We start from the raw sequence: 19997 nt of genomic DNA, 5'->3' as shown, positions 1-19997 counted from the left end.
GGTTCTCCTTCATCCTCACGGCAGGGTCCAGCGCTGGTTCGCCGCGCCGGTGCACGTCCACAGGTGCACCGCCGTGCCGTCGGCCGAGTTGTTGCCGGACACGTCCAGGCACTTGCCCGACTGCGGGTTGCGCAGCGTCCCGTCGGCCTGCGCGGACCAGTTCTGCGCGCCGGTGCCGTTGCACGTGTAGAGCTGGATCTTGGTGCCGTCGGCGCTGGCCCCGCCGGACACGTCCAGGCACTTGCCGAGCGCCTTCACGGTGCCGTTCGGCGTCACGGTCCACGACTGCGCCGTCGTGCCGTTGCAGGTGTAGAGCTGGATCTGGGTGCCGTCGGCGGTGGCGGCGTTGCGGACGTCCAGGCACTTGCCGGCCAGGCCCTTGACAGGGCCGGTGCGGACGGCCGACGTGGTGAGCGTGAACGCGTCCAGGTCGTAGAGCGCCCCGGTGCCACCGGCGAACGTGAGGTAGAGCGTGGTGGTGCCGGCCGGCGCACCGGCGATCGTGCCGGTGACGGTGGTGAACGTGTCCCAGGCGCCGGTGACCGGGACGGTGGCCGAGCCGAGCACGGTGCCGGTGGCCGAGCCGGCCCGCACCTGGAGCGTGCCGCCGGCCCCGGCGGACGAGACCCGGGCGGTGAACCCGGTGGCGTCGGCCAGCAGGTACGGCTGGAACGCGATCCAGTCCCCGTTGTGGATGTCGCCGACGGTCTTGCCACCCTCGGCGGTGGCCTTGTCGAACGTGTTGATCCCGGACGAGGTCTTGAAGTGCTCGGCCTGCCGGTGCCGGGGCTGGAGCGTGTGCTGGGTGTGGGTGGTGAGGCCGCCGGAGTCGGTGTACTCGGCGTCGAAGACGGCGAAGATGTTCGCCGCGTCGTCGTGCTCACCGTCGACGGGTACGGCGATCGAGCCGGTGCAGCCGGTCGCCGAGGTGATCTGGTGGCCGTGCTGGTCGTGGCCGAGCACGTAGGTCATCTTGACCTTCGTGCAGTCGATCGTGGCGTCCTCCGGGTCGGTGACGGTGATCCGGAACGGCACGGTGTCGCCGAAGGAGAACAGCTTGCCGTTGCCGGGCGTCTCGATCACCACAGTCGGCGCGGTGTTGCCGACGGTGACCGTCACGCTGGCGGTGCCGGTGGCGCCCTGCGGGTCGCGGACGGTGAGCGTGGCGGTGTACCTGCCGTTCGCGGTGTAGGTGTGCGAGGGGTTCGCCGCGGTGGAGGTGCCGCCGTCGCCGAACGTCCAGGCGTACGTCAGCGCGCCGCCCTCCGGGTCGGACGAGCCGGCCGAGGAGAACGCCACGGTGAGCGGCGCGGCGCCGGAGGTCCGGTCGGCGGCGGCGCGGGCCACCGGGGCGCGGTTGGCGCCGCCCAGGTAGTCGAAGCGGTACAGCGCCGAGTTGGCGTCGCCGTTGAAGTAACCGGTGCCGTAGTCGAGCACGTAGTACGCGCCGTCCGGGCCGAACGCCGAGTCCATCACCTGCTTGCCGGTCCACGGGAACGTGTCGATGGTGCCGGGTGAGCCGTCGGCGTTGACATGGATCGGCTTGATCCAGCCCCGGCCGAACTCGGTGGCGAAGAACTGCCCGTCGAACGACTGCGGGAACTTCGTGGTGGACGGGTTCGCCGCGTCGTACCGGTAGACCGGGCCGCCCATCGGCGACTCGGAGCCGCCGCCGAACTCGGGCGGGCTGCCGGCGTCACCGGCGTAGCGGATCCAGGACGGCTTCGCCGCCGGCAGCGTGGCCAGGCCGGTGTTGCGGAACGAGTTGTTCGTCGGCCCGCCGGTGCAGTTGAACTTCGGGCCGGCGGTGCCGGTGGCGAAGTCCCACTCGGCGTACGTCTCGGCGGCCGTGTTGGTGCCGGTGCAGTACGGCCAGCCGTAGTTGCCGGGCCCGGTGACCCGGTTGAACTCGACCTGCCCGGACGGGCCGCGGGCCGTGGTGGTGCCGGCGTCCGGCCCGTAGTCGCCCACGTAGACGACGCCGGTGGCCTTGTCGACGCTGATCCGGAACGGGTTGCGGAAGCCCATCGCGTAGATCTCCGGGCGGGTCCGCGCGGTGCCGGGCGCGAAGAGGTTGCCGGCCGGGATCGAGTACGTGCCGTTGGCGTTCACCTTGATCCGCAGGATCTTGCCGCGCAGGTCGTTGGTGTTGCCGGCGCTGCGCTGCGCGTCGTACCCGGGGTTGCGGTTGGTGCGCTCGTCGATCGGCGCGTAGCCGGCGGAGTCGAACGGGTTGGTGTCGTCGCCGGTGGACAGGTAGAGGTTGCCGGCGGCGTCGAAGTCGATGTCGCCGCCGACGTGGCAGCACAGCCCTCGGTCGGCCGGTACGTCGAGCACGTCGACCTTGCTGGCCTGGTTGAGCGTGAAGTCGGCGTTGAGCGTGAACCGGGACAGCCGGTTGACGCCCTGCCAGGCGGAGAAGTCCGTGCCGGTGGCGGGCGCGTCCCCGGCCGGGGTGGACAGCGGCGGCGCGTAGTAGAGGTAGATGTGCCGGTTGGAGGCGAAGCCGGGGTCGACGCCGACGCCCTGGAGCCCCTCCTCGTCGTGGGTGTAGACCGGCAGCGTGCCGATGACGGTGGTGGCGCCGGCCGCGTCGGTGCGGCGCAGCGTGCCGTTGCGGGCGGTGTGCAGGACCGACCGGTCGGGCAGCACCGCGAGCGACATCGGTTCGCCGGTCTCGGCGACACCGCGGGCGAGTTCGACCTGCTGGAAGTCGCTCGCCGGGATCGGATGGGCGGACGCCGGGACGGACGCCGCGGCCGTTGTGACGGTGCCGGCGGTGGCCGCGAGCAGCAGCGCTGCGGCAGCGGCGATCGGTCGCCGGGCACGGGGGTGGTGGTGGCTGGACATGCTGTGCTGTCCCTTCCTGACGCGCGCAGCCAGGACCGGGCGCGCGTCGCGCCGGATGCCGAGCAGGGGGATGCTGCGCCGGCCTGCCGGGGGGTCGGCGGGCCGCGACCTCCGGTCAGGACCGGAGGTCACCTCGCCGAGGCGGGCGGTGCGGGGCGATCTGGTGCGGGGCGATCACCTCGGCGAAACAGCGTTGTGCTGTGCACGACATTAAGACCTTTCGATCAGCCTGTCCATAGCTTCTGATCGATCGGCTTTGACTTTCGACGCTCAGCGACAAAAGTAGGTGTCACTCGTGGCGGTCGACCGCCCGCTCCGCGAGCGCCGCCAGCACCCGCCGCGCCGGTTCCGCCAACGGCAGCGCGTCCAGCGCGACCAGCGCGGCGTCCGCCCGGGTGCGGATCATCCGTTCCACCGCCTCCCGGGCCCCGGACTCCTCCACGATGCCCCGCACCTCGGCCGCGCCCGCCTGGTCGAGGCCGGGATCGCCGACCAGCTCCCCAAGCCGGGCCGCAGCGGCCGGGGAGGCGGACGCCCGGGCCAGCGCCAGCAGCACCGTCGGCTTGCCCTCCCGCAGGTCGTCCAGGTTGGACTTGCCGGTCACCGACGGGTCGCCGAAGACGCCGAGCAGGTCGTCGCGGAGCTGGAACGCGTCCCCGAGCGGGTCGCCGAACCCGGCCAGCGCGGCCACCTCCTCCGGCGAGGCACCGGCGAGCGCGGCGCCGATCTGCACCGGACGGGTCACCGTGTAGCGGGCCGTCTTCAGCCGTACCACGGTGAGCGCGCTCGCCACCGTGCCGTCCCCGGCCGCCCCGACCACGTCCAGGTACTCCCCCGCGATCACCTCCGAGCGCATCCGGGCCAGCAGCAGGTGCCCCCGGCGCAGCCGCTCCGGCGGCAACCCGGACCCGTGGAACATCTGCGCCGACCAGGTGGCGCAGAGGTCGCCGCAGAGCACCGCCGCCTGCCGCCCGTACGCCGCCGGGTCGCCCGGCCAGCCGCAGCGGGCGTGCAGGTCGGCGAAGAACCGGTGCAGCGTCGGCGCACCCCGGCGGCGGTCGCTACGGTCCACGATGTCGTCGTGGATCAGCGCGAACGCGTGGAACAGCTCCAGCGACGCCGCGGCGACCACGATCGGCGGGGCGTCCGGGCCGCCGAACCCCCGCCAGCCCCAGTAGCAGAACAGCGGGCGCATCCGCTTGCCGCCGGCCAGGACGAACCAGCGCAGAGCGGTGTGGACGGCCCCCGTACCGTCGTCCGGCCGACCCGGCTCTCTCGCGTCCAGGAACGCGGCGAGCGCGGCGTCGAAGCGGCCCCGCAGCAGGGCCGGATCGGTCGGTGCGACGGTTACGGTCATGGTGCCTCCCAGGCCAGTCCGGCGAGTTCGAGCAGCAACGCCTTCACATCGGTGGCCTCCACCCGGGGCCGGATCGCGGCCCGGTCGGAGCAGAGCAGCACCGGGCCGTCCGCCGGGTCGGCGGGCAGGCGCCCGTGTGAACCACGCACCGCACGCGCGCCCGCGTCCAGCCCCACCACGTTCATCAGGTAGCGCAGCCCGAGCCTCTTGCGGGCCAGCGCCATCGCCGCGCGGCGCTTCGCCGCACCCGGCGCGGCCGGGTCGAAGAACAGCTCGGCCGGGTCGTAGCCGGGCTTGCGGTGGATCTCCACCAGCCGGGCGAAGTCGGGCGCCCGCGCGTCGTCGAGCCAGTAGTAGTACGTGAACCAGGCGTCCGGCTCGGCCACCAGCACCAGCTCACCCGAGCGTGGGTGGTCCAGCCCGTATCCGGCCTGCCCGGCGGCGTCGAGCACCTCGGCCACGCCCGGCAGCCCGGCGCAGAGTTTCGCCACCGCCGGCACGTCCGCCGGTTCCCTGACGTAGACGTGCGCCACCTGATGGTCGGCCACCGCGAACGCCCGTGACGTCCACGGGTCGAGAAATTCCATCCCGGCCTGGGTGTAGACCCGCAACAGCCCCTCGGCGCGCAGCATCCGGTTCACGTCCACCGGGCGGGACACGTCGGTGATGCCGTACTCGGACAACGCCACCACCGTAGCTCGCTGCTCGGTCGCGGCGTCCAGCAGCGGACCGAGCACGGCGTCCAGCTCGGCCGCCGCGGCGGCGGCCTGCGGGCCGGACGGGCCGAAGCGTTGCAGGTCGTAGTCCAGGTGCGGCAGGTAGACCAGGGTCAGGTCGGGGGCGTGGTCGGCGAGGATCCGCTGCGCCGCCCGGCTGATCCATGCCGAGGACGGCAGCCCGGCGCCCGGACCCCAGTAGCTGAACAGCGGGAACGTGCCGAGCGCAGCGGTGAGCGTGTCCCGCAGCTCGGGCGGGTCGGTCCAGCAGTCCGGCTCCTTGCGCCCGTCCGCGTGGTAGACCGGGCGCGGCGTGACCGTCCAGTCCACGTCCGCGCCCATCGCGTACCACCAGCAGACGTTCGCGACCCGGTAGCCCGGCTCGACGCGGCGGGCCGCCTGCCACACCTTCTCGCCGCCGACGAGCCCGTGGTGCTGCCGCCAGAGCAGCACCTCGCCCAGGTCGCGGAAGTACCAGCCGTTGCCCACCACACCGTGCCCGGCGGGCAGCTCACCGGTGAGGAACGTGGACTGCGCCGAGCAGGTCACCGCCGGCAGCACGGTGCCCAGTTCGGCGGCGAACCCGGCGTCGGCCACCGCGCGCAGCCGCGGCATGTGCGCCAGCAGCCGCGGCGTCAGCCCGACCACGTCGAGCACCACCAGCCGCCGGCTCACGAGGGCACGCCTTCCGCCGCCCGCGGACCCGGGGCGCCCGCCCCGCCGTCGTCGGCCAGGCCGAGCGCGGTCAGCTCGTCGCGGGCGAACGCCAGCTCGGCGGCGATACCGGCGGCCAGCTCCGCGTCGCCGCGCGGCCGCCGCGCCTCCGGCAGCACCCCCCAGGTGTACGTCTCGACGTCGAGGTGGTCGCAGCCGGCGACCGGGCCGGCGAACAACGCGGCGAGCGCCGCACGCAGCACCGGCACCGTGGAGCGCAGCGGCGGCTCGGGCGGGGCGTGCAACGGCACGTGGTAGTGCACCCGCCACGCCCCGGGCAGCCGCGCGTCGAGCGCGGCGTCGAGGTCGTCGGCCGCGTACGCCGGATCGGCCGGATCGGCGGCGCCCGCGCAGCCGGCGGCCCGGGTCTGGTGCAGGAACCTCGGTTCGACGAACCGGCGCAGCGACTCGCTCGCCCCGGCCGGGTCGGGCGCCTCGATCGCGGCTGACACCTGGACCTTGACCACCGGCAGCCCGGCGGCACGCAGCCCGGCCAGGGCGTCCGCCGGCTGCTCCCAGGCACAGGCCAGGTGCGCGAGATCCAGGCAGATCCCGAGCCGGTCGGTATCCATGTCTGAGAATACCTCGCGTGCTTGTCCCGTCGACTCCACCAGACAGCCCGGTTCCGGCTCGAAGCCGACCCGGATCACCCGGCCGGTCTCCCGCTGCACGGCGGCCAGCCCGTCGGCCAGCGCGTCCAGCCGGCGCCGGGCGGTGGCGGCCCGCCCGGCGTCCCACGGGGTGCGCCAGGCCAGCGGCAGCGTCGAGACCGAACCCCGGACGGCGTCGTCGGGCAGCAGGTCGGCGAGCACCCGGGCCAGGTCCAGCGTGTACGCCGACCGCTGCGACGTGGTCCAGTCCGGGTGGTACACCGCGCCCTTCACCACCGGGGCCTGGAACGCGGCGTACGGGAAGCCGTTGAGCGTGACCACCTCCAGCCCGCGTACGGTCAGCTCGTGGCGCAGCCGCCGGCGGGCCGACGGGTCGGCGGCGAGCGCGGCGGCGACCGGCGCGGCCAGCCAGAGGCCGAGCCCGAGCCGGTCGGCGTCGAGCGCTCGGCGCACCGCCACCGCGTACGTGTCGAGCTGGGCGACGACGCCCGGCAGATCCTCGGCCGGGTGCACGTTCGTGCAGTAGCCGAGATGGACGGTGGTGCCGTCGGCGTGGCGCAGCCGCATCACTGCCCCCCGCGCAGGATCGAGTTGCCGGCGAAGGTGGGGTCGTTGGCCTCCAGGTCGGTCAGGTCGAGCCGGCCGGACCGGCCGTAGAACTCCACCGGGTTGCGCCACAGCACCCGGTCCACGTCGTCGGCGTCGAACCCGGCCAGCAGCATCGCCTCCCCGGTGGCCCGGGTCAGCAGCGGATCCGACCGGCCCCAGTCGGCGGCCGAGTTCACCAGCATCCGCTCGGTGCCGTACCGCTTCAGCAGCTCCACCATCCGCGGCGGCGACATCTTCGTCTCCGGATAGATCGAGAAGCCGAGCCAGCAGCCGGTGTCCCGGACCAGCTCCACTGTCACCTCGTTGAGGTGGTCCACCAGCACCCGGCCGGGCGGGATGCCCGACTCGGCGACCACCGCGAGCGTCCGCTCGACGCCGCGCGCCTTGTCCCGGTGCGGCGTGTGCACCAGCGCGGGCAGGTCGTGCGCGACGGCCAGGGCGAGCTGACCGGCCAGCGCGGCGTCCTCGGCCGGCGTCATCGCGTCGTAGCCGATCTCGCCGACCGCCACCACGCCGTCCTTGTCCAGGTAGCGGGGCAACAGGTCGAGCACCGGCCGGCAACGCGGGTCGTTCGCCTCCTTCGGGTTCAGCGCCACTGTGGCGTGGTGCCGGATGCCGAACTGCCCGGCCCGGAACGGCTCCCACCCGATCAGCGAGTCGAAGTAGTCCACGAAGCTGTCCACGCTGGTGCGCGGCTGGCCCAGCCAGAACGCCGGCTCGACCACCGCGCGGACCCCGGCGGCGGCCATCCGCTCGTAGTCGTCGGTGGTGCGGGACGTCATGTGGATGTGCGGGTCGAAGATGCGCATGTCACGCCTCCGTGGTGGGGATGGTCAGCCGGCGCAGCAGGTCGGCCGCGTCGGCGGGCATGTCGCGGCCGGCGGCGTGCCGCTCGGCGGCGAACGCGGCGAGCATCCGCGCCAGCTCGCCGTCGGCGCGGTCGGCCAGGCCGTCGACCACCGCCAGCGGCACGCCGGTGAACACGCACTTGAGCACCGCCTGCCGCCAGGTCGCCTGCTCCAGGTGCCGGGCGTACGGGCCGAGCGCGGCGGCGACCAGCCGGGTGTCGTTGGTGCGGATCGCGTCGTGCAGCAGCGGCACGCACTCCGCGCCGATCGGCAGCAGCGGCAGTGCGCGCAGCACGGCGCGTCTCTCGGCGGCGTCGCCGTGCCGGTAGAGCGTCTCCGCGGCGGCGGCGTGGCCGTTCGGCAGCGCGGTCAGCAGCAGCGCCCGGGCTGCCTCGTCGGCCGCCCAGCCGGGCAGGTCGGGCAGCGGCTCGCGACCGCACCGCCGGGCCGCGGTGGTGAAGAACCGCCCGACGGCCGTGGGTTCGGTCGCGACGCGGCGCAGCGCCGCGTCCAGCCACTGCGGATCGGGTACGCCCCGAAGCGCGGCGCGCAGTCGGTCGGGTGTCATGCCGTCTCCCCTCTGCCGGGTGGAAGGTGGTGGGTCACCGCCCCTCGCCGCGCGAGGCGGCGGTGCGCAGGAAGTCCAGTGAGCGGGCGGCGACGGCCGGGGCGGCGTGCGAGTGGCGGGGCAGCTCCACAGCCACCAGCCCGCGGTAGCCGGCGTCGGCCAGGGCAAGCAGCACCGGCGGGAAGTCGATCTCGCCGGTGCCGAACTCCAGGTGCTCGTGCACACCCCGGCGCATGTCGTCGATCTGCACGTTGACCAGGTGCGCGGCGACCTCGGACACGCACTGCGGCACCGGCAGCGGCTCCAGGCAGCGGCAGTGCCCGATGTCGAGCGTGATGCCGAAGCCGGGTGGCGCGCCGAGCGCCTCGCGCAGCCGCCACCACCCGGCGATGTCCTCGACGAGCATGCCCGGCTCCGGTTCGAAGCCCAGCGGCACGCCCGCCCGCGCCGCCTCCGCGCAGACGGCCGCGCAGCCCGCGACCAGGCGGTCGGCGGCGACGTCGGGTGGTACGCCGGGCGGGCGTACGCCGGCCCAGAAGGAGACCGCCTCCGCGCCCAGGTCGGCGCCGATCCGGACGGCCCGGCGCAGGAACTCCACCCGCCGGGCCGGGTCGTCGTGCAGCAGCGTCGGCGCGTGCTTGTGCCGCGGGTCGAGCAGGTAGCGGGCGCCGGTCTCGACCACCACGGCGAGCCCGAGCGCGTCCAGCCGGCGGCGTACGGCGGCGACCCGGCGGGCCAGGCCGGGGGCGAACGGATCCAGGTGGTCGTGGTCGAGGGTGAGCGCGACGCCCACGTACCCGAGGTCGGCGATCACGGCCAGCGCGTCGCCGAGCCGGTGGTTGGCGAAGCCGTTGGTGCCGTACCCGAAGCGCAGCGCGCCCGGCCCGGGCAGTGGACCGGCGGCGGCCCGGGTGGCCGGCGCGGCGGTCATGTCGGTGAGATCAGTCGGGCCAGGCGGCGGCCGAGCGGGGCGGCGGCGGCCACGGCGAGGCCGAGCAGCCGGGCCCCGGCGCGGGCGGTCAGCGCGCCCTGCAACGCGGGCAGCCCGGTGATCCCGGCGCCCACCGCAGCGCGGACCCGGGCCGGTGACGGGTCGGCGAGCACCCGCGCCTGGGCCCGGCCGTAGCGGGTGGCGTACCCGGCCGCGAGGACCGCCGGCACGAGGTCGCCGAGCCGGGCGGCGCGGCCGGCACCGCTGCGGCCGGGGCCGGTGGCGGGTGGGCCGGGCCGGGCCGGGGTGGTGAGCGCGATCAGGGCGGTGCCGGCCAGCGTCAGGCCGGGCAGACGCCGGTCCGCGCCGGTCACCTCACGGCGGGACAGCGCGGTCACGGTCCAGGTGTGCGCCGCGACGGTGAGCGCGGCCGGCAGCGCCCGGACAACCCGCCCGCCGGACGCACCGAGCAGCACGTCCAGCCCTCGGCACGCGGCCATCACCGCAGGCCCGGCGGCGGTGTTCTTCGCCCGTAGGTCGTACCCCCAGATGGTGGCCGCGAGTGGGAGCGCGACTGTCGCCGCCCGACGGCCCCCGGCGGCGGTGGCGACGGCCAGCCCGGCGGCGGTGAGGCCGGACGCGACGCCGAGCGCGACGGCCGGGCGCACCCGGCCGGACGGGATCGGCCGCTCCGGCCGCTCGACCGCGTCCAGCCGCCGGTCGGCCCAGTCGTTGGCGGCCATCCCGGCCCAGTACAGCAGCACCGACGCGCCGGCCAGTGCCGGTGTCCCTGGGCCGAGCGCACCGGCCGCCGCCGCGCCGGACAGCACGTCCCCCGGTACGGACAGCGCGGCCGGCGCCCGGACCAGTTCGGCCAGGTCGGCCAGGCGGGTCACGGCGTCACCCGGGCGTGCAGGCCGGCGACGAAGTCCCGCAGCACCGTCCACTGCTCGCCGAGCGCGTGGCCGCTCGCGCCGAGCGGGTCCTTGAAGAAGAACGCCAGCTCGGTCAGCGGGCCGTGGCAGCCCGCGGCGTGCGCGGCGGCGGTGAGCCGGGCCAGGTCCAGCACGAGCGGCGCGGCGAGCGCCGAGTCGCAGCCGTGCCAGGTGAACTCCATCCGCATGCCGGTGCCCAGGAAACCGGCGAACGTGACCAGGTCCCAGGCGGTCTTGAAGTCGCCCAGTTCCTCGACGTACTCGATCCGGGTGTGGCCCTGCGGCAGGTAACCGAGCGTCTCGGCGAGCACCCGCTGCTTGCTGCCCACCTTCGCGGCGTTGGCGGCCGGGTCGGCGAGTGTGGCGCCGTCGCCGCCGCCGAGCAGGTTGGTCCCGGACCAGGAGCGCACGGCCAGGTGCCGCATCGCGAACATCGGCGCGAGCACCGACTTGAGCAGCGTCTCGCCGGTCTTGCCGTCGTGCCCGGCGTACGGCAGGGCGCGTTCGGCGGCGAGCGCGGCCAGGGCGGGCAGCCGGGCACCGGTCGACGGGGTGAAGTCCACGTACGGGCAGCCGGCGGTGAACGCCGCGTACGCGTATCCGGAGCTGGGCGGCAGCACGTCGGCCGGGCCGGTCAGCGCGGCCCGCAGCGCGGCCGGGTCGCGGTGGGCCGGGTGCGGGACGGGCGCCGGCTCGGTGGCGGCGACGTTGACCACCACCACCCGGTCCAGCCCGTGCCGGTCCCGGAACCCGGTCAGGTCACGGACCACAGCGGCGATCCGCTCGCCCTGGTCGCCCTCGATCGGTGCGGGACGCAGGGCCGCCTCGACGGCGGCCAGGTCGGGCGCCACGGCGTCGGCCAGCCGGGCGGGCAGCACCCCGGCGGCGGCGAGCGCCTCGGCGCGTTTGGTCAGCGGGGTGGCGACCACGTCGTGGCCGCCGAAGACGAGATCGGCGAAGCCCGGCAGGGCGGGCCCGCGCAGGTCGGGCAGCTCGGTCACGCAGCCGGTCGGCGCGGTGAGCCCGGCCCGCAGGGCCAGCCCGCCGACCACGGCGGTGGTGGCGACCGAGCCGCGCGCACCCACCAGCCAGACACCAGTACGCATTCGCGCTACCTCCCCAGGTAAGGCCGGTCCGCCGGTGCGGCCGGGGAATCCCGGTCCGGCCGCACCGGAGGGCCGTGCTGGTCGTGCCGCGGATACCGGCGGCACGCTCCCCGGAGCCGGCCTCGTCCCCGCCGCGGGGCGCAACCGCGGCGGGCCCTCGCCGGCCGGCGCCGGTGAGTGTCGGCGGACCCCGCGGGGCCCGCGCGTCGGGTCAGGCGGAAGCTTCGGCCAGAGCGGGCTCCACCTCCGTCCAGGCGGCCCGCTCGGCCGAGCGGGTCACCGCGTCGAGCACGAGCTGGACCTGAAGCGCGTCGGCGAACGACGGGGCCGGGTCGGCGCCGGTGGCGACCGCCTCGACGAAGTCGCGCGCCTGGTGGGTGAAGGAGTGCTCGTAGCCGATGATGTGGCCGGGCGGCCACCACGCGTCCAGGTACGGGTGGTCCGGCTCGGTCACCAGGATCCGGCTGAAGCCCTGCTCGGCGGCAGGGCGGGTGGCGTCCAGGAACTCCAGCTCGTTGAGGCGTTCCAGGTCGAACACGACGCTGCCGCGCGAGCCGTTGATCTCGACCCGCAGGGCGTTCTTGCGGCCGGTGGCGAACCGGGTCGCCTCGTACGTGGCCAGCGCTCCCCCGTCGAGCCTGGCCACGAAGACCGCCGCGTCGTCCACGGTCACCTGCCCCGTGGCGCTGCCGTTGCCGTCGGCCTGCGCGGCCAGGCCGCTCGACCCGGCGACGAGTGGCCGCTGCCGCACGAACGTCTCGGTGAGCGCGCTGACGCCACTGACGAGCTGACCCGTGACGTACTGGGTCAGGTCGATGATGTGCGCGCCGATGTCACCGAGCGCCCCGGAGCCCGCCCTGTCCTTCTGCAACCGCCACACCAGCGGGAACTGCGGATCGACGATCCAGTCCTGGAGGTAGGTCGCCCGGACGTGCCGGATCTCGCCGATCCGCCCGTCGGCCACCAGCTGCCGCATCAGGGCGACAGCGGGCACCCGCCGGTAGTTGAAGCCGCACATCGCGCGGACCCCGGACTCGCGCGCCCGGGCCGCGGCCTCGGTCATCTCCCGGGCCTCGGCGACGCTGTTCGCCAGCGGCTTCTCGCACAGCACGTGCTTGCCCGCGGCGAGCGCGGCGAGTGCGATCTCGCGGTGGCTGTCCCCCGGCGTGCAGATGTCGACCACGTCGATCTCGTCGGACTCGACGAGCCGCCGCCAGTCGGTGGTGTAGCCGTCCCAGCCGAGCCGGTCGGCGGCCTCGGCCACCTTCGGTTCGTCCCGGCCGCAGACGAGCGCCATCCGCACCCGCGCCGGCAGGTCGAACACCCGGTTCACGGTGCGCCACGCCTGGGAGTGCGCGGCGCCCATGAACGCGTAGCCGACCATGCCGACGCGCAGGATGCTGTCGTGACTGGACAAGGTGGGTCTCCCCCCGTGTGTCAGAACCCGAGCTTCAGGTAGTCGCTCGCGTTCTCCTTGGTGATCGTCTCGGAGGCGAGCACGATCTCCTTCGGTACCTGGAGTTCGACCAGGTCGGACATGCCCTTGCCCTGGCCGATCAGGCGGGCCAGGGAGATGGCCGAGGAGGCCATCGAAGGGCTGTAGGTGACTGTGGCCTTGAGGACCGTGTTGTCGGCGGCGATGTCCTCCATGGCCTTCTTGGACCCGGCGCCGCCGACCATGATGAATTCCTTGCGGTTGGCCTGGTTGACCGCGGCGAGCACACCGATGCCCTGGTCGTCGTCGTGGTTCCAGACCGCGTCGATCTTCGGCAGCGCCTGGAACAGGCCGGTGGCGGCCTGCTGCCCGGAGTCGACAGTGAACTCGGCGGGCCGCCGGTTGGCGACCTTGAACCCGTACGAGGCGAGCGTGTCGGCGAACCCCTTGGACCGTTCCTGGGTCAGCTCCAGCGACTCGATGCCGGGGATCTCGCCGATCACCGGGTTGCTCACGCCCTTGGCCTTGAGCTGCTCGGCGATGTAGGTGGCGGCGGCCACCCCCATGCCGTAGTTGTCGCCCTTGATCTGCAGCCGGTAGGCGCGCGCGTCCGGGAAGGCGCGGTCCAGGTTGACCACCGGGATGCCGGCCTTCATGGCCTCCAGGCCGAACGCGTTGAGTTCCTTGCCGTCGTGCGGCAGCAGCACGATCACGTCCGGCTTCTGCGAGATCAGCGTGGACAGCGCCGCCCGCTGGGCCGCCGCGTCCGCGCCGGCCTCGACCGACTTCAGCTCCACGTCCTGGTACGCCCCGGCCTGCGCCTTGGCGTTGTTGGTGATGGCGGCGATCCAGCCGTGGTCGGCGGCCGGGGCGGAGAAGCCGATGCTCACCTTCTTGCCCGGCTCGGTGTTGGCGCCGGAACCGGCCGCCTTGGTCTGCGCCTCGGTCGGGCTCTGCTCGTTGCTGGTGCAGCCGGCGAGCAGCACCCCGGCGGAGACGGCGGCCCCGCCGAAGAGCAGCCGGCGGCGGGACAGGTCATGGCGCGGTGTTCTCATGACGCCTCCTGGGATGAGGTGGTGGGGTGGTTTCGGGTGTGGCGGGCCGGACCACAGTCGGTACGACGGCAGCCGGGATGTACGCGGTGGGGTCAGGTGGTGGTGGCCCGGTTGCGGGCGAGGAACTGGGTGAGGCTGCCGAACTGCACCTGCTGGACCAGGACGGCGGCGACGATGATGCCGCCCTTGACCATGTTCTGGGCCTCGGCGGAGAGGTTGTTGATGGCGAACAGGTTGGTGATGGTGGAGAAGATGATCACCCCGAGCAGGGAGCCGATGATCGTGCCCCGCCCGCCGCTGAGCAGCGTGCCGCCGATGATCGCGGCGGCGATCGCGTCCAGCTCGTAGAGATTGGCCATCGCCGCCTGCGCGGAGGTGGCCTGCGCGGTGAGCATGACAGCGGCGATGCCGCAGCACAGGCCGGACAGCGCGTAGAGGAGCACCGTGTGCCGGCGGACGTTGATGCCGGCGAGCCGGGCCGCCTCCGGGTTGCCGCCGACCGCCACCGTACGGCGGCCGAACGTGGTCCGGTTCAACAGCACCCAACCGGCCGCCACCACCGCCACCAGGATGTAGACCAGCAGCGGGATGCCGAGCACGTTCGTGCTGGCGATGCCGTTGATGAACGTGTTGCCCGACACCTGGGTCTGCTTGTCGGAGATCTCCGCCGCCAGCCCTCTCGCGGCCACGAGCATGGCGAGCGTGGCGATGAACGGCACCAGCCGCCCGTACGACACGAGCAGCCCGTTCACCACGCCGACGGCGAGCCCGACGGTGAGCGCGGTGAAGATCATGCCGCCCGCGCCGTAGCTCTGCGTGGCGACAGTGGTGCACCAGACCCCGGCGAGCGCGACGATCGCGCCGACCGACAGGTCGATGCCACCACCGATGATCACGAAGGTCATGCCGACGGTGACCACGCCGACCACCGAGGCGAGCTTGAGGATGGTGAGCGTGTTGCCCCACACCCAGTTCGGGTCACCGTAGAGGTCGGGGCGGGTCAGGATGCCGATGACCACGAGCACGACCAGCGTGGCGAGCAGGCCGAGGTTGCGCTTGACGCCCTCCCCGCCCTCGCCGCGCCACCAGGAGAGTTTCGCCGGCGCGTCGACCTTCGCGGTCTCCGCCCGCTCCACCGGCGGCGACTGCACGGGCAGCGAGGTGTCGGTAACGTCGCTCATGCCGGTGCGCCTTCCATGAGGGACCCCGCCATGACGAGGTCGAGCACGGTGTTCTCGTCCAGTTCGCCGGCCGGTGCCTCGCGGACCACCCGGCCCTCCCGCATCACCAGCACCCGGTCGGCCAGGCCCAGCACCTCGGGCACCTCGCTGGAGACCAGCAGCACCCCGACGCCGCGGGCGGCCAGATCGCGGATCACCTGGTACAGCTCGGCGCGGGCGCCCACGTCCACGCCCCGGGTCGGCTCGTCGAGCAGCAGCAGCCGGGTGTCCCCGAGCAGCCACCGGCCGACCACCACCTTCTGCTGGTTGCCGCCGGACAGCGTGCGCACCGGCCGGCGTACGTCCCGGGGCCGCAGCTCCAGCGACGCGGCGATCCGGTCCGCCTCGGCACGTTCCCGTCCGGCGTCGGTGAAGCCCAGGCGGGCGTACCGGCTGAACGTGGCGAGCGTGACGTTGCGGTAGATCGGCTCGCCCAGCAGCAGCGCCTGGCTCTTGCGCTCCTCCGGCGCCATGCCCATCCCGGCCCGTACCGCCGCGCCCACACTGCCGGGACGCAACGCGCGGCCGTCCACCCGGACCGTCCCGGCGTGCGCCCGGCGCGCGCCGAAGATGGTCTCCAGCAGCTCCGAGCGGCCGGAACCGACCAGGCCGGCGATGCCGACGATCTCCCCCGCCCGGACCCCGAGCGAGACGTCGGCGAACTCGCCGTGCCGGGTCAGCCCCTCCACCCGCAGCAGTTCCGCGCCACCCCCGTGGTCGGCCGGGCGCTGCGGGAAGACGTACTCGATGGTCCGCCCGGTCATGCGGGCGACCAGGTCGCGGGTCGGGGTCTCGCGGGCCGGCAGGCTCGCCGCCGTGGTCCGGCCGTCCTTGAGTACGGTGACCCGGTCGCCGATCTCGCGGATCTCCTCCAGCCGGTGCGAGATGTAGATGACCGCGATGCCCTGCGCGGTGAGTTCCCGGATGATCCGGAACAGGTTCGCCACCTCGTCGTGGGCCAGTACCGCGCTGGGTTCGTCCATGATGATCAGCCGGGCCTCGTGGGACAGCGCCCGGGCCATGCTGACGATCTGCTTGCCCGCCGCGGGCAGGTGCCGTACCAGCCGCCCCGGCGGGATCTCCGGGTGGCCGAGCCGGGCCAGGATCTGCCGGGTACGCCGGGCCATGTGCCCGCGCCGGACGAAGCCGAACCGGCGGGGCTCGTGGCCGAGGAACGCGTTCTCCGCCACCGACAGGTCGTCGACCAGGTCGAGTTCCTGGTAGATGGTGGCGATGCCGGCGCGCATGGCGGCCTGCGGATTGGCGAACGCCGCCGCCTCGCCCCGCCAGACCACCTCGCCGGAGTCCGGCCGGTGCACCCCGGCCAGCACCTTGATGAGTGTGGACTTGCCGGCACCGTTCTGCCCCAGCAGGCAGTGCACCTCGCCGGCCCGCACCTCCAGTTGCACGCCGTCGAGCGCGCGTACCCCCGGGAACGTCTTGACGACGTCGGTGAGGCGCAGGACCACCTCGCCCGCGACGGCGTCCGCGGGCGCCTCGACCAGTGGTTTTCCGGTGTCGCTCACGCTGCACCGCCCTTCGTTCGCGACTGCGGGGCTCGCAAAACCGGCTCACTCCTCGCGCTCACCGAGCCCGCCTTCGTTCGCGACTGCGGGGCTCGCAAAACCGGCTCACTCCTCGCGCTCACCGAGCCCGCCTTCGTTCGCGACTGCGGGGCTCGCAAAACCGGCTCACTCCTCGCGCTCACCGAGCCCGCCTTCGTTCGCGACTGCGGGGCTCGCAAAACCGGCTCACTCCTCGCGCTCACGCTGCTTCTCCGAACGCGAGGTCGCTGGCGAGCACGGCGGCGCCGGCGACGCCGGCGCGCGGGCCCAGCTCGGACAGGACGACGGGCAGGTTGCCGGTGGCCAGCGGCAGCGACCGGCGGTAGACCACGCTGCGGATCTCGGCGAGCAGGATGTGGCCGAGCTGGGCGAGCCCGCCACCGATGACGATCATCGACGGGTTGGTGAAGCTGACCAGCCCGGCCAGCACGCTGCCGACCCGCCGGCCGCCGTCGCGGATGAGCTGGATGCAGGTGACGTCCCCCTCGATCGCCCCCTGCGCCACGTCCAGCGCGGTCACCACGCCCCGGGCCGCCAGCCGCTCGGCCAGCGCCGGGGACACCTCGGTGCGGGCCGCGACTGTCGCCTCCCGGGCCAGCGCGGCGCCGCTGAACACCGCCTCCAGGCAGCCGAGGTTGCCGCAGGAGCACATCGGGCCGTTCGGGTCGACCTGGATGTGGCCGATGTCCCCGGCGCAGCCGTCGGTGCCCCGGTAGACCTCGCCGTGCAGGTAGATACCGCAGCCGATACCGGTGCCGATCTTGATGAACAGGAAGTCGTCGACGGAGTGGGCCACGCCGCCGTGCCGCTCGCCGATCGCCATGATGTTGACGTCGTTGTCGACCACGGCCGGGCACCCGTGCTCGCGGGTGAGCAGTTCACGGACCGGGAACCGGTCCCACCCCGGCATGATCGGCGGGGAGACCGGAACGCCGTCGCGGAAGCTCACCGGCCCCGGTACGCCGATGCCGACAGCGTCGAGCCGCTCGTACGCGCCGTCCACCTTGGCCTTGTGCAGCAGCTCGTTCACCCGCTGGAGCGTCACCTTCGGTCCGGAGCGGATGTCGGCGGCCTCGGTGTAGGCGGCCACCGTCTCCAGCCGGCCGTTGACCACCTCCACGTCGATCGAGCTGGCGCCCAGGTCGACGGCGGCGAACCGCAGGTGCGGGCTCAGCTCGACGAGGGTGGAACGCCGCCCGCCGCGGGAGGCGGCAAGCCCGGCCTCGGCGACGTACCCGAGGGAGACGAGGCGTTCCAGCTCGGCGAGCAGGCGCGGGCGGGGCATCTGGAGCCGGTCGCCGAGCTCGGCGCGGGACACCGCGCCCTCGTCCCGGAGCAGCCGCAGGAGCCGTACGTGCAGGGGGTCGACCGTCCGCACCGGCAGTCACCTCCGCATCGGAAGTCCGTCACATCGACGACGGCGATGTGTGTTGTGTCCGACACAGTAGGAGCCTTCCGGGCCGCATGTCCATAGCTTCGGCACGTCTGATGCAAACTTTTGTCCATACGAACAAAAGCGAGTTCCGGATCATGAAAACGCATCGCCCCGCCCGTGGTTCTTCCGGGCGGGGCGACGCGTTCTCGGGGGTCAGATGCGTTCTCGGCGTCAGCGGGAGGGTGCGCGGCCCTTCTTGCGCAGCTTGCGGTCGTCGCGCAGCTCGACGTAAGGCTCCTCGTCGGCCGGGTGCCCGGCCGCGATGGCCCGGCTGCGCTCCAGTTCGGCGTCGAACTCCGCGCCCAGCAGGATGGCGACGTTGCTCAGCCACAGCCACACCAGGAAGATGATCACGCCGGCGATCGCGCCGTACGTCTTGTTGTACGAGCCGAAGTTGCTGACGTAGAGCGCGAACAGGCCGGACACCACCAGCCAGAGCACGACCGCGAGCACGCCACCGGGGCTGACCCAGCGGAAGCCGCCGTGCCGGGCGTTCGGCGAGGCCCAGTAGAGGATCGCGAACATCAGGCTCACCAGCACCAGCAGCACCGGCCACTTGGCGATGTTCCACACCGTCACGGCGGTCTCGCCGAGCCCGATCGCGTTTCCCGCCTGCTCGGCCAGCCCACCGGTGAACACCACGATCACGGCGCTGATCAGCAGCATCACGCCGATCACCGCGGTCACGCCGAGGCGCACCGGCAGCGTCTTCCAGATCGGCCGTCCCTCCGGCACGTCGTAGATGCTGTTGGAGGCGCGCATGAACGCGGCGATGTAGCCGGAGGCCGACCAGAACGCCGCCACCAGACCGACGACCGCCGCGATGCTCGCCAGCCCGCCGGACTGGCCGGCCTGGTCGATCGCGCTCTCGATGATCCGGCGGATGTTCTCCTCCGGCACCGCCTGCCCGACGGTGTCCCGTACCCCCTCGGTGGCCCGGTCGCCGAGCAGGCCGAGCAGCGAGATCAGCACCAGTACGCCGGGGAAGATTGAGAGCACGCCGTAGTAGGTGAGCGCGGCGGCCCAGTCGGTCAGGCTGTCGTCCTGGAACTCCCGGACGGTCCGCTTGAGGGTCGCCATCCAGCCGGTGGCCGACAGGTCGGCCGGGCTGTCCGGCCCGTCGTCCGGCCCCACCGGCCCGGTGCGCTCCCGCCGGTCGGGCCGGTCCCGCCCGGCGAGAGTGTCGTCGCGCGCAGCGGGGGCGTCGTCGCGCCCGTCGCGGGTGTCGTCGTGGACGTCGTGGGCGTCGTCGCGGGCGGCCATGGCACCTCCTCGTCGTCATGTCGTCCCGCACGACATGCCCTGACGAGGGCAGCGATAACCACCGCACCCGCAAACCGGCCACTCCGCCGCCGGCGCCCGGTCTCCGCCCACTCCCCTGCCGGCCCCACTCGGCGGTCGCGCCCTGCCCTCAGCTTCGTCGCAGTCACCGGTGCCGCCACCGCCCACACCCTGCCGCCATCTCCTCCGGCGGCACCTTCGCCCCCGCCGCCTTTGCTCTGCAGCCACGTGCGCGACAGACACGGTCCGTAACCATGTGCGCCGATGGATGCAGAGCAGAGGCGGCGGGGGCAGCACTCCCGTCGGTGCCCACCGCGCTCCCGCCCGAGATCCCGGCGAGCCGTCGTTCACCGCGACCGCCGATCGCCGAGTTCGGGACGATCGTCACGACGAGTGGAACTTTATGGGTGTCAAACGGGGCCGGAAGCACCCATGACGTTCCACTCACCACGTGGCCGATCACCGGCTGTTCGCCGACTGGCGCGTCAACGAGGCGCGGCGCGCAGGCGACGAGGATCGGGGCACTGAAGTGACAACGAGACGTTGCCTGATGCCACCACCTCGGCGAAGTGGGGCTGATCGTGGAAACGCGAGACGGCGAACACGCTTTCCGGCCATTCAGCGACCGACCGAGCACGGCGGGCACGAGCGCGCACCACCCGGTGCGAACCGGAGCGACGGGCGCCGTCCGCGCGAGCCGCCGCGGAAGACTCACTCACCTCGGTGGACACGTTGCGTGACGGCAAGCGTCCCGGTCGCGT

15 protein-coding genes are annotated in these 19997 nt (G+C 73.5%); all 15 read right to left on the bottom strand.

Going from position 1 to position 19997, the window contains the following annotated elements; translation table 11 throughout:
* Nucleotides 1-15: 15 nt before the first annotated feature.
* Nucleotides 16-2850, bottom strand: coding sequence for an RICIN domain-containing protein (locus tag V6U82_RS24155; protein WP_334464790.1), 2835 nt, complete (start codon nt 2848-2850; stop codon nt 16-18).
* Nucleotides 2851-3139: 289 nt separating this feature from the next.
* Nucleotides 3140-4207: a polyprenyl synthetase family protein gene (locus V6U82_RS24150; protein ID WP_128137656.1), complete on the bottom strand. Its 1068-nt coding sequence runs from the start codon at nt 4205-4207 to the stop codon at nt 3140-3142.
* Complete coding sequence (locus V6U82_RS24145) at nt 4204-5598, bottom strand: alkaline phosphatase family protein (RefSeq protein WP_334464787.1); 1395 nt, start codon at nt 5596-5598, stop codon at nt 4204-4206. Before V6U82_RS24145 ends, V6U82_RS24150 begins: the two co-directional genes overlap by 4 nt.
* Nucleotides 5595-6815, bottom strand: coding sequence for a metabolite traffic protein EboE (gene eboE, locus V6U82_RS24140; RefSeq protein WP_334464785.1), 1221 nt, complete (start codon nt 6813-6815; stop codon nt 5595-5597). Before eboE ends, V6U82_RS24145 begins: the two co-directional genes overlap by 4 nt.
* Nucleotides 6815-7666 carry a TatD family hydrolase gene (locus V6U82_RS24135; RefSeq protein WP_128138501.1) on the bottom strand — a complete coding sequence of 284 codons (852 nt, stop codon included), beginning with the start codon at nt 7664-7666 and terminating at the stop codon, nt 6815-6817. The genes eboE and V6U82_RS24135 overlap by 1 nt, the downstream gene beginning before the upstream one ends.
* 1 nt (nt 7667) lies before the next feature.
* The gene (locus tag V6U82_RS24130; RefSeq protein ID WP_334464783.1) at nt 7668-8273 is read right to left on the bottom strand and encodes an EboA domain-containing protein; all 606 of its coding nucleotides are present in this window, start codon (nt 8271-8273) and stop codon (nt 7668-7670) included.
* Nucleotides 8274-8307: 34 nt separating this feature from the next.
* Nucleotides 8308-9204 (bottom strand): sugar phosphate isomerase/epimerase family protein, encoded by an 897-nt coding sequence (locus tag V6U82_RS24125; RefSeq protein ID WP_334464781.1) that lies wholly within the window; start codon nt 9202-9204, stop codon nt 8308-8310.
* Entirely contained in the window at nt 9201-10100 is a 900-nt protein-coding gene (locus tag V6U82_RS24120; protein WP_334464779.1) for an SCO3242 family prenyltransferase, read from the bottom strand. The genes V6U82_RS24125 and V6U82_RS24120 overlap by 4 nt, the downstream gene beginning before the upstream one ends.
* The gene (locus tag V6U82_RS24115) at nt 10097-11245 is read right to left on the bottom strand and encodes an inositol-3-phosphate synthase (protein ID WP_334464777.1); all 1149 of its coding nucleotides are present in this window, start codon (nt 11243-11245) and stop codon (nt 10097-10099) included. Before V6U82_RS24115 ends, V6U82_RS24120 begins: the two co-directional genes overlap by 4 nt.
* Nucleotides 11246-11456: 211 nt before the next feature.
* Nucleotides 11457-12629, bottom strand: coding sequence for a Gfo/Idh/MocA family protein (locus tag V6U82_RS24110; protein ID WP_436837006.1), 1173 nt, complete (start codon nt 12627-12629; stop codon nt 11457-11459).
* Between the two features lie 53 nt (nt 12630-12682).
* The gene (locus tag V6U82_RS24105; protein ID WP_128137270.1) at nt 12683-13735 is read right to left on the bottom strand and encodes a substrate-binding domain-containing protein; all 1053 of its coding nucleotides are present in this window, start codon (nt 13733-13735) and stop codon (nt 12683-12685) included.
* A 92-nt stretch (nt 13736-13827) separates the two neighbouring features.
* A complete protein-coding gene (locus tag V6U82_RS24100) occupies nt 13828-14916 on the bottom strand; it encodes an ABC transporter permease (RefSeq protein WP_334464774.1) in 1089 nt (362 codons plus the stop codon).
* On the bottom strand, nt 14913-16481 hold the full coding sequence (locus tag V6U82_RS24095) for a sugar ABC transporter ATP-binding protein (RefSeq protein WP_334464772.1): 1569 nt from the start codon (nt 16479-16481) through the stop codon (nt 14913-14915). The genes V6U82_RS24100 and V6U82_RS24095 overlap by 4 nt, the downstream gene beginning before the upstream one ends.
* A gap of 238 nt (nt 16482-16719) precedes the next feature.
* The gene (locus V6U82_RS24090) at nt 16720-17898 is read right to left on the bottom strand and encodes an ROK family protein (protein ID WP_128137267.1); all 1179 of its coding nucleotides are present in this window, start codon (nt 17896-17898) and stop codon (nt 16720-16722) included.
* Between the two features lie 228 nt (nt 17899-18126).
* Nucleotides 18127-19218: a YihY/virulence factor BrkB family protein gene (locus tag V6U82_RS24085; RefSeq protein ID WP_334464769.1), complete on the bottom strand. Its 1092-nt coding sequence runs from the start codon at nt 19216-19218 to the stop codon at nt 18127-18129.
* Nucleotides 19219-19997: the final 779 nt, after the last annotated feature.

It is taken from the genome of Micromonospora sp. CPCC 205554, assembly GCF_036902745.1.
GTDB classification, from domain to species: Bacteria; Actinomycetota; Actinomycetes; order Mycobacteriales; family Micromonosporaceae; genus Micromonospora; species Micromonospora tulbaghiae.
Note: the sequence above shows the minus strand (reverse complement) of the source record. Positions and strands in the feature narration are given on the sequence as shown.

Excerpts from the sequence above, each read along its gene's own strand:
- V6U82_RS24155 (WP_334464790.1), bottom strand. The coding sequence starts at position 2,850 with ATGTCCAGCCACCACCACCCCCGTGCCCGGCGACCGATCGCCGCTGCC.
- V6U82_RS24150 (WP_128137656.1), bottom strand. The coding sequence starts at position 4,207 with ATGACCGTAACCGTCGCACCGACCGATCCGGCCCTGCTGCGGGGCCGC.
- eboE (WP_334464785.1), bottom strand. The coding sequence starts at position 6,815 with ATGCGGCTGCGCCACGCCGACGGCACCACCGTCCATCTCGGCTACTGC.
- V6U82_RS24135 (WP_128138501.1), bottom strand. The coding sequence starts at position 7,666 with ATGCGCATCTTCGACCCGCACATCCACATGACGTCCCGCACCACCGAC.
- V6U82_RS24130 (WP_334464783.1), bottom strand. The coding sequence starts at position 8,273 with ATGACACCCGACCGACTGCGCGCCGCGCTTCGGGGCGTACCCGATCCG.
- V6U82_RS24125 (WP_334464781.1), bottom strand. The coding sequence starts at position 9,204 with ATGACCGCCGCGCCGGCCACCCGGGCCGCCGCCGGTCCACTGCCCGGG.
- V6U82_RS24115 (WP_334464777.1), bottom strand. The coding sequence starts at position 11,245 with ATGCGTACTGGTGTCTGGCTGGTGGGTGCGCGCGGCTCGGTCGCCACC.
- V6U82_RS24110 (WP_436837006.1), bottom strand. The coding sequence starts at position 12,629 with ATGGTCGGCTACGCGTTCATGGGCGCCGCGCACTCCCAGGCGTGGCGC.
- V6U82_RS24105 (WP_128137270.1), bottom strand. The coding sequence starts at position 13,735 with ATGAGAACACCGCGCCATGACCTGTCCCGCCGCCGGCTGCTCTTCGGC.
- V6U82_RS24100 (WP_334464774.1), bottom strand. The coding sequence starts at position 14,916 with ATGAGCGACGTTACCGACACCTCGCTGCCCGTGCAGTCGCCGCCGGTG.
- V6U82_RS24085 (WP_334464769.1), bottom strand. The coding sequence starts at position 19,218 with ATGGCCGCCCGCGACGACGCCCACGACGTCCACGACGACACCCGCGAC.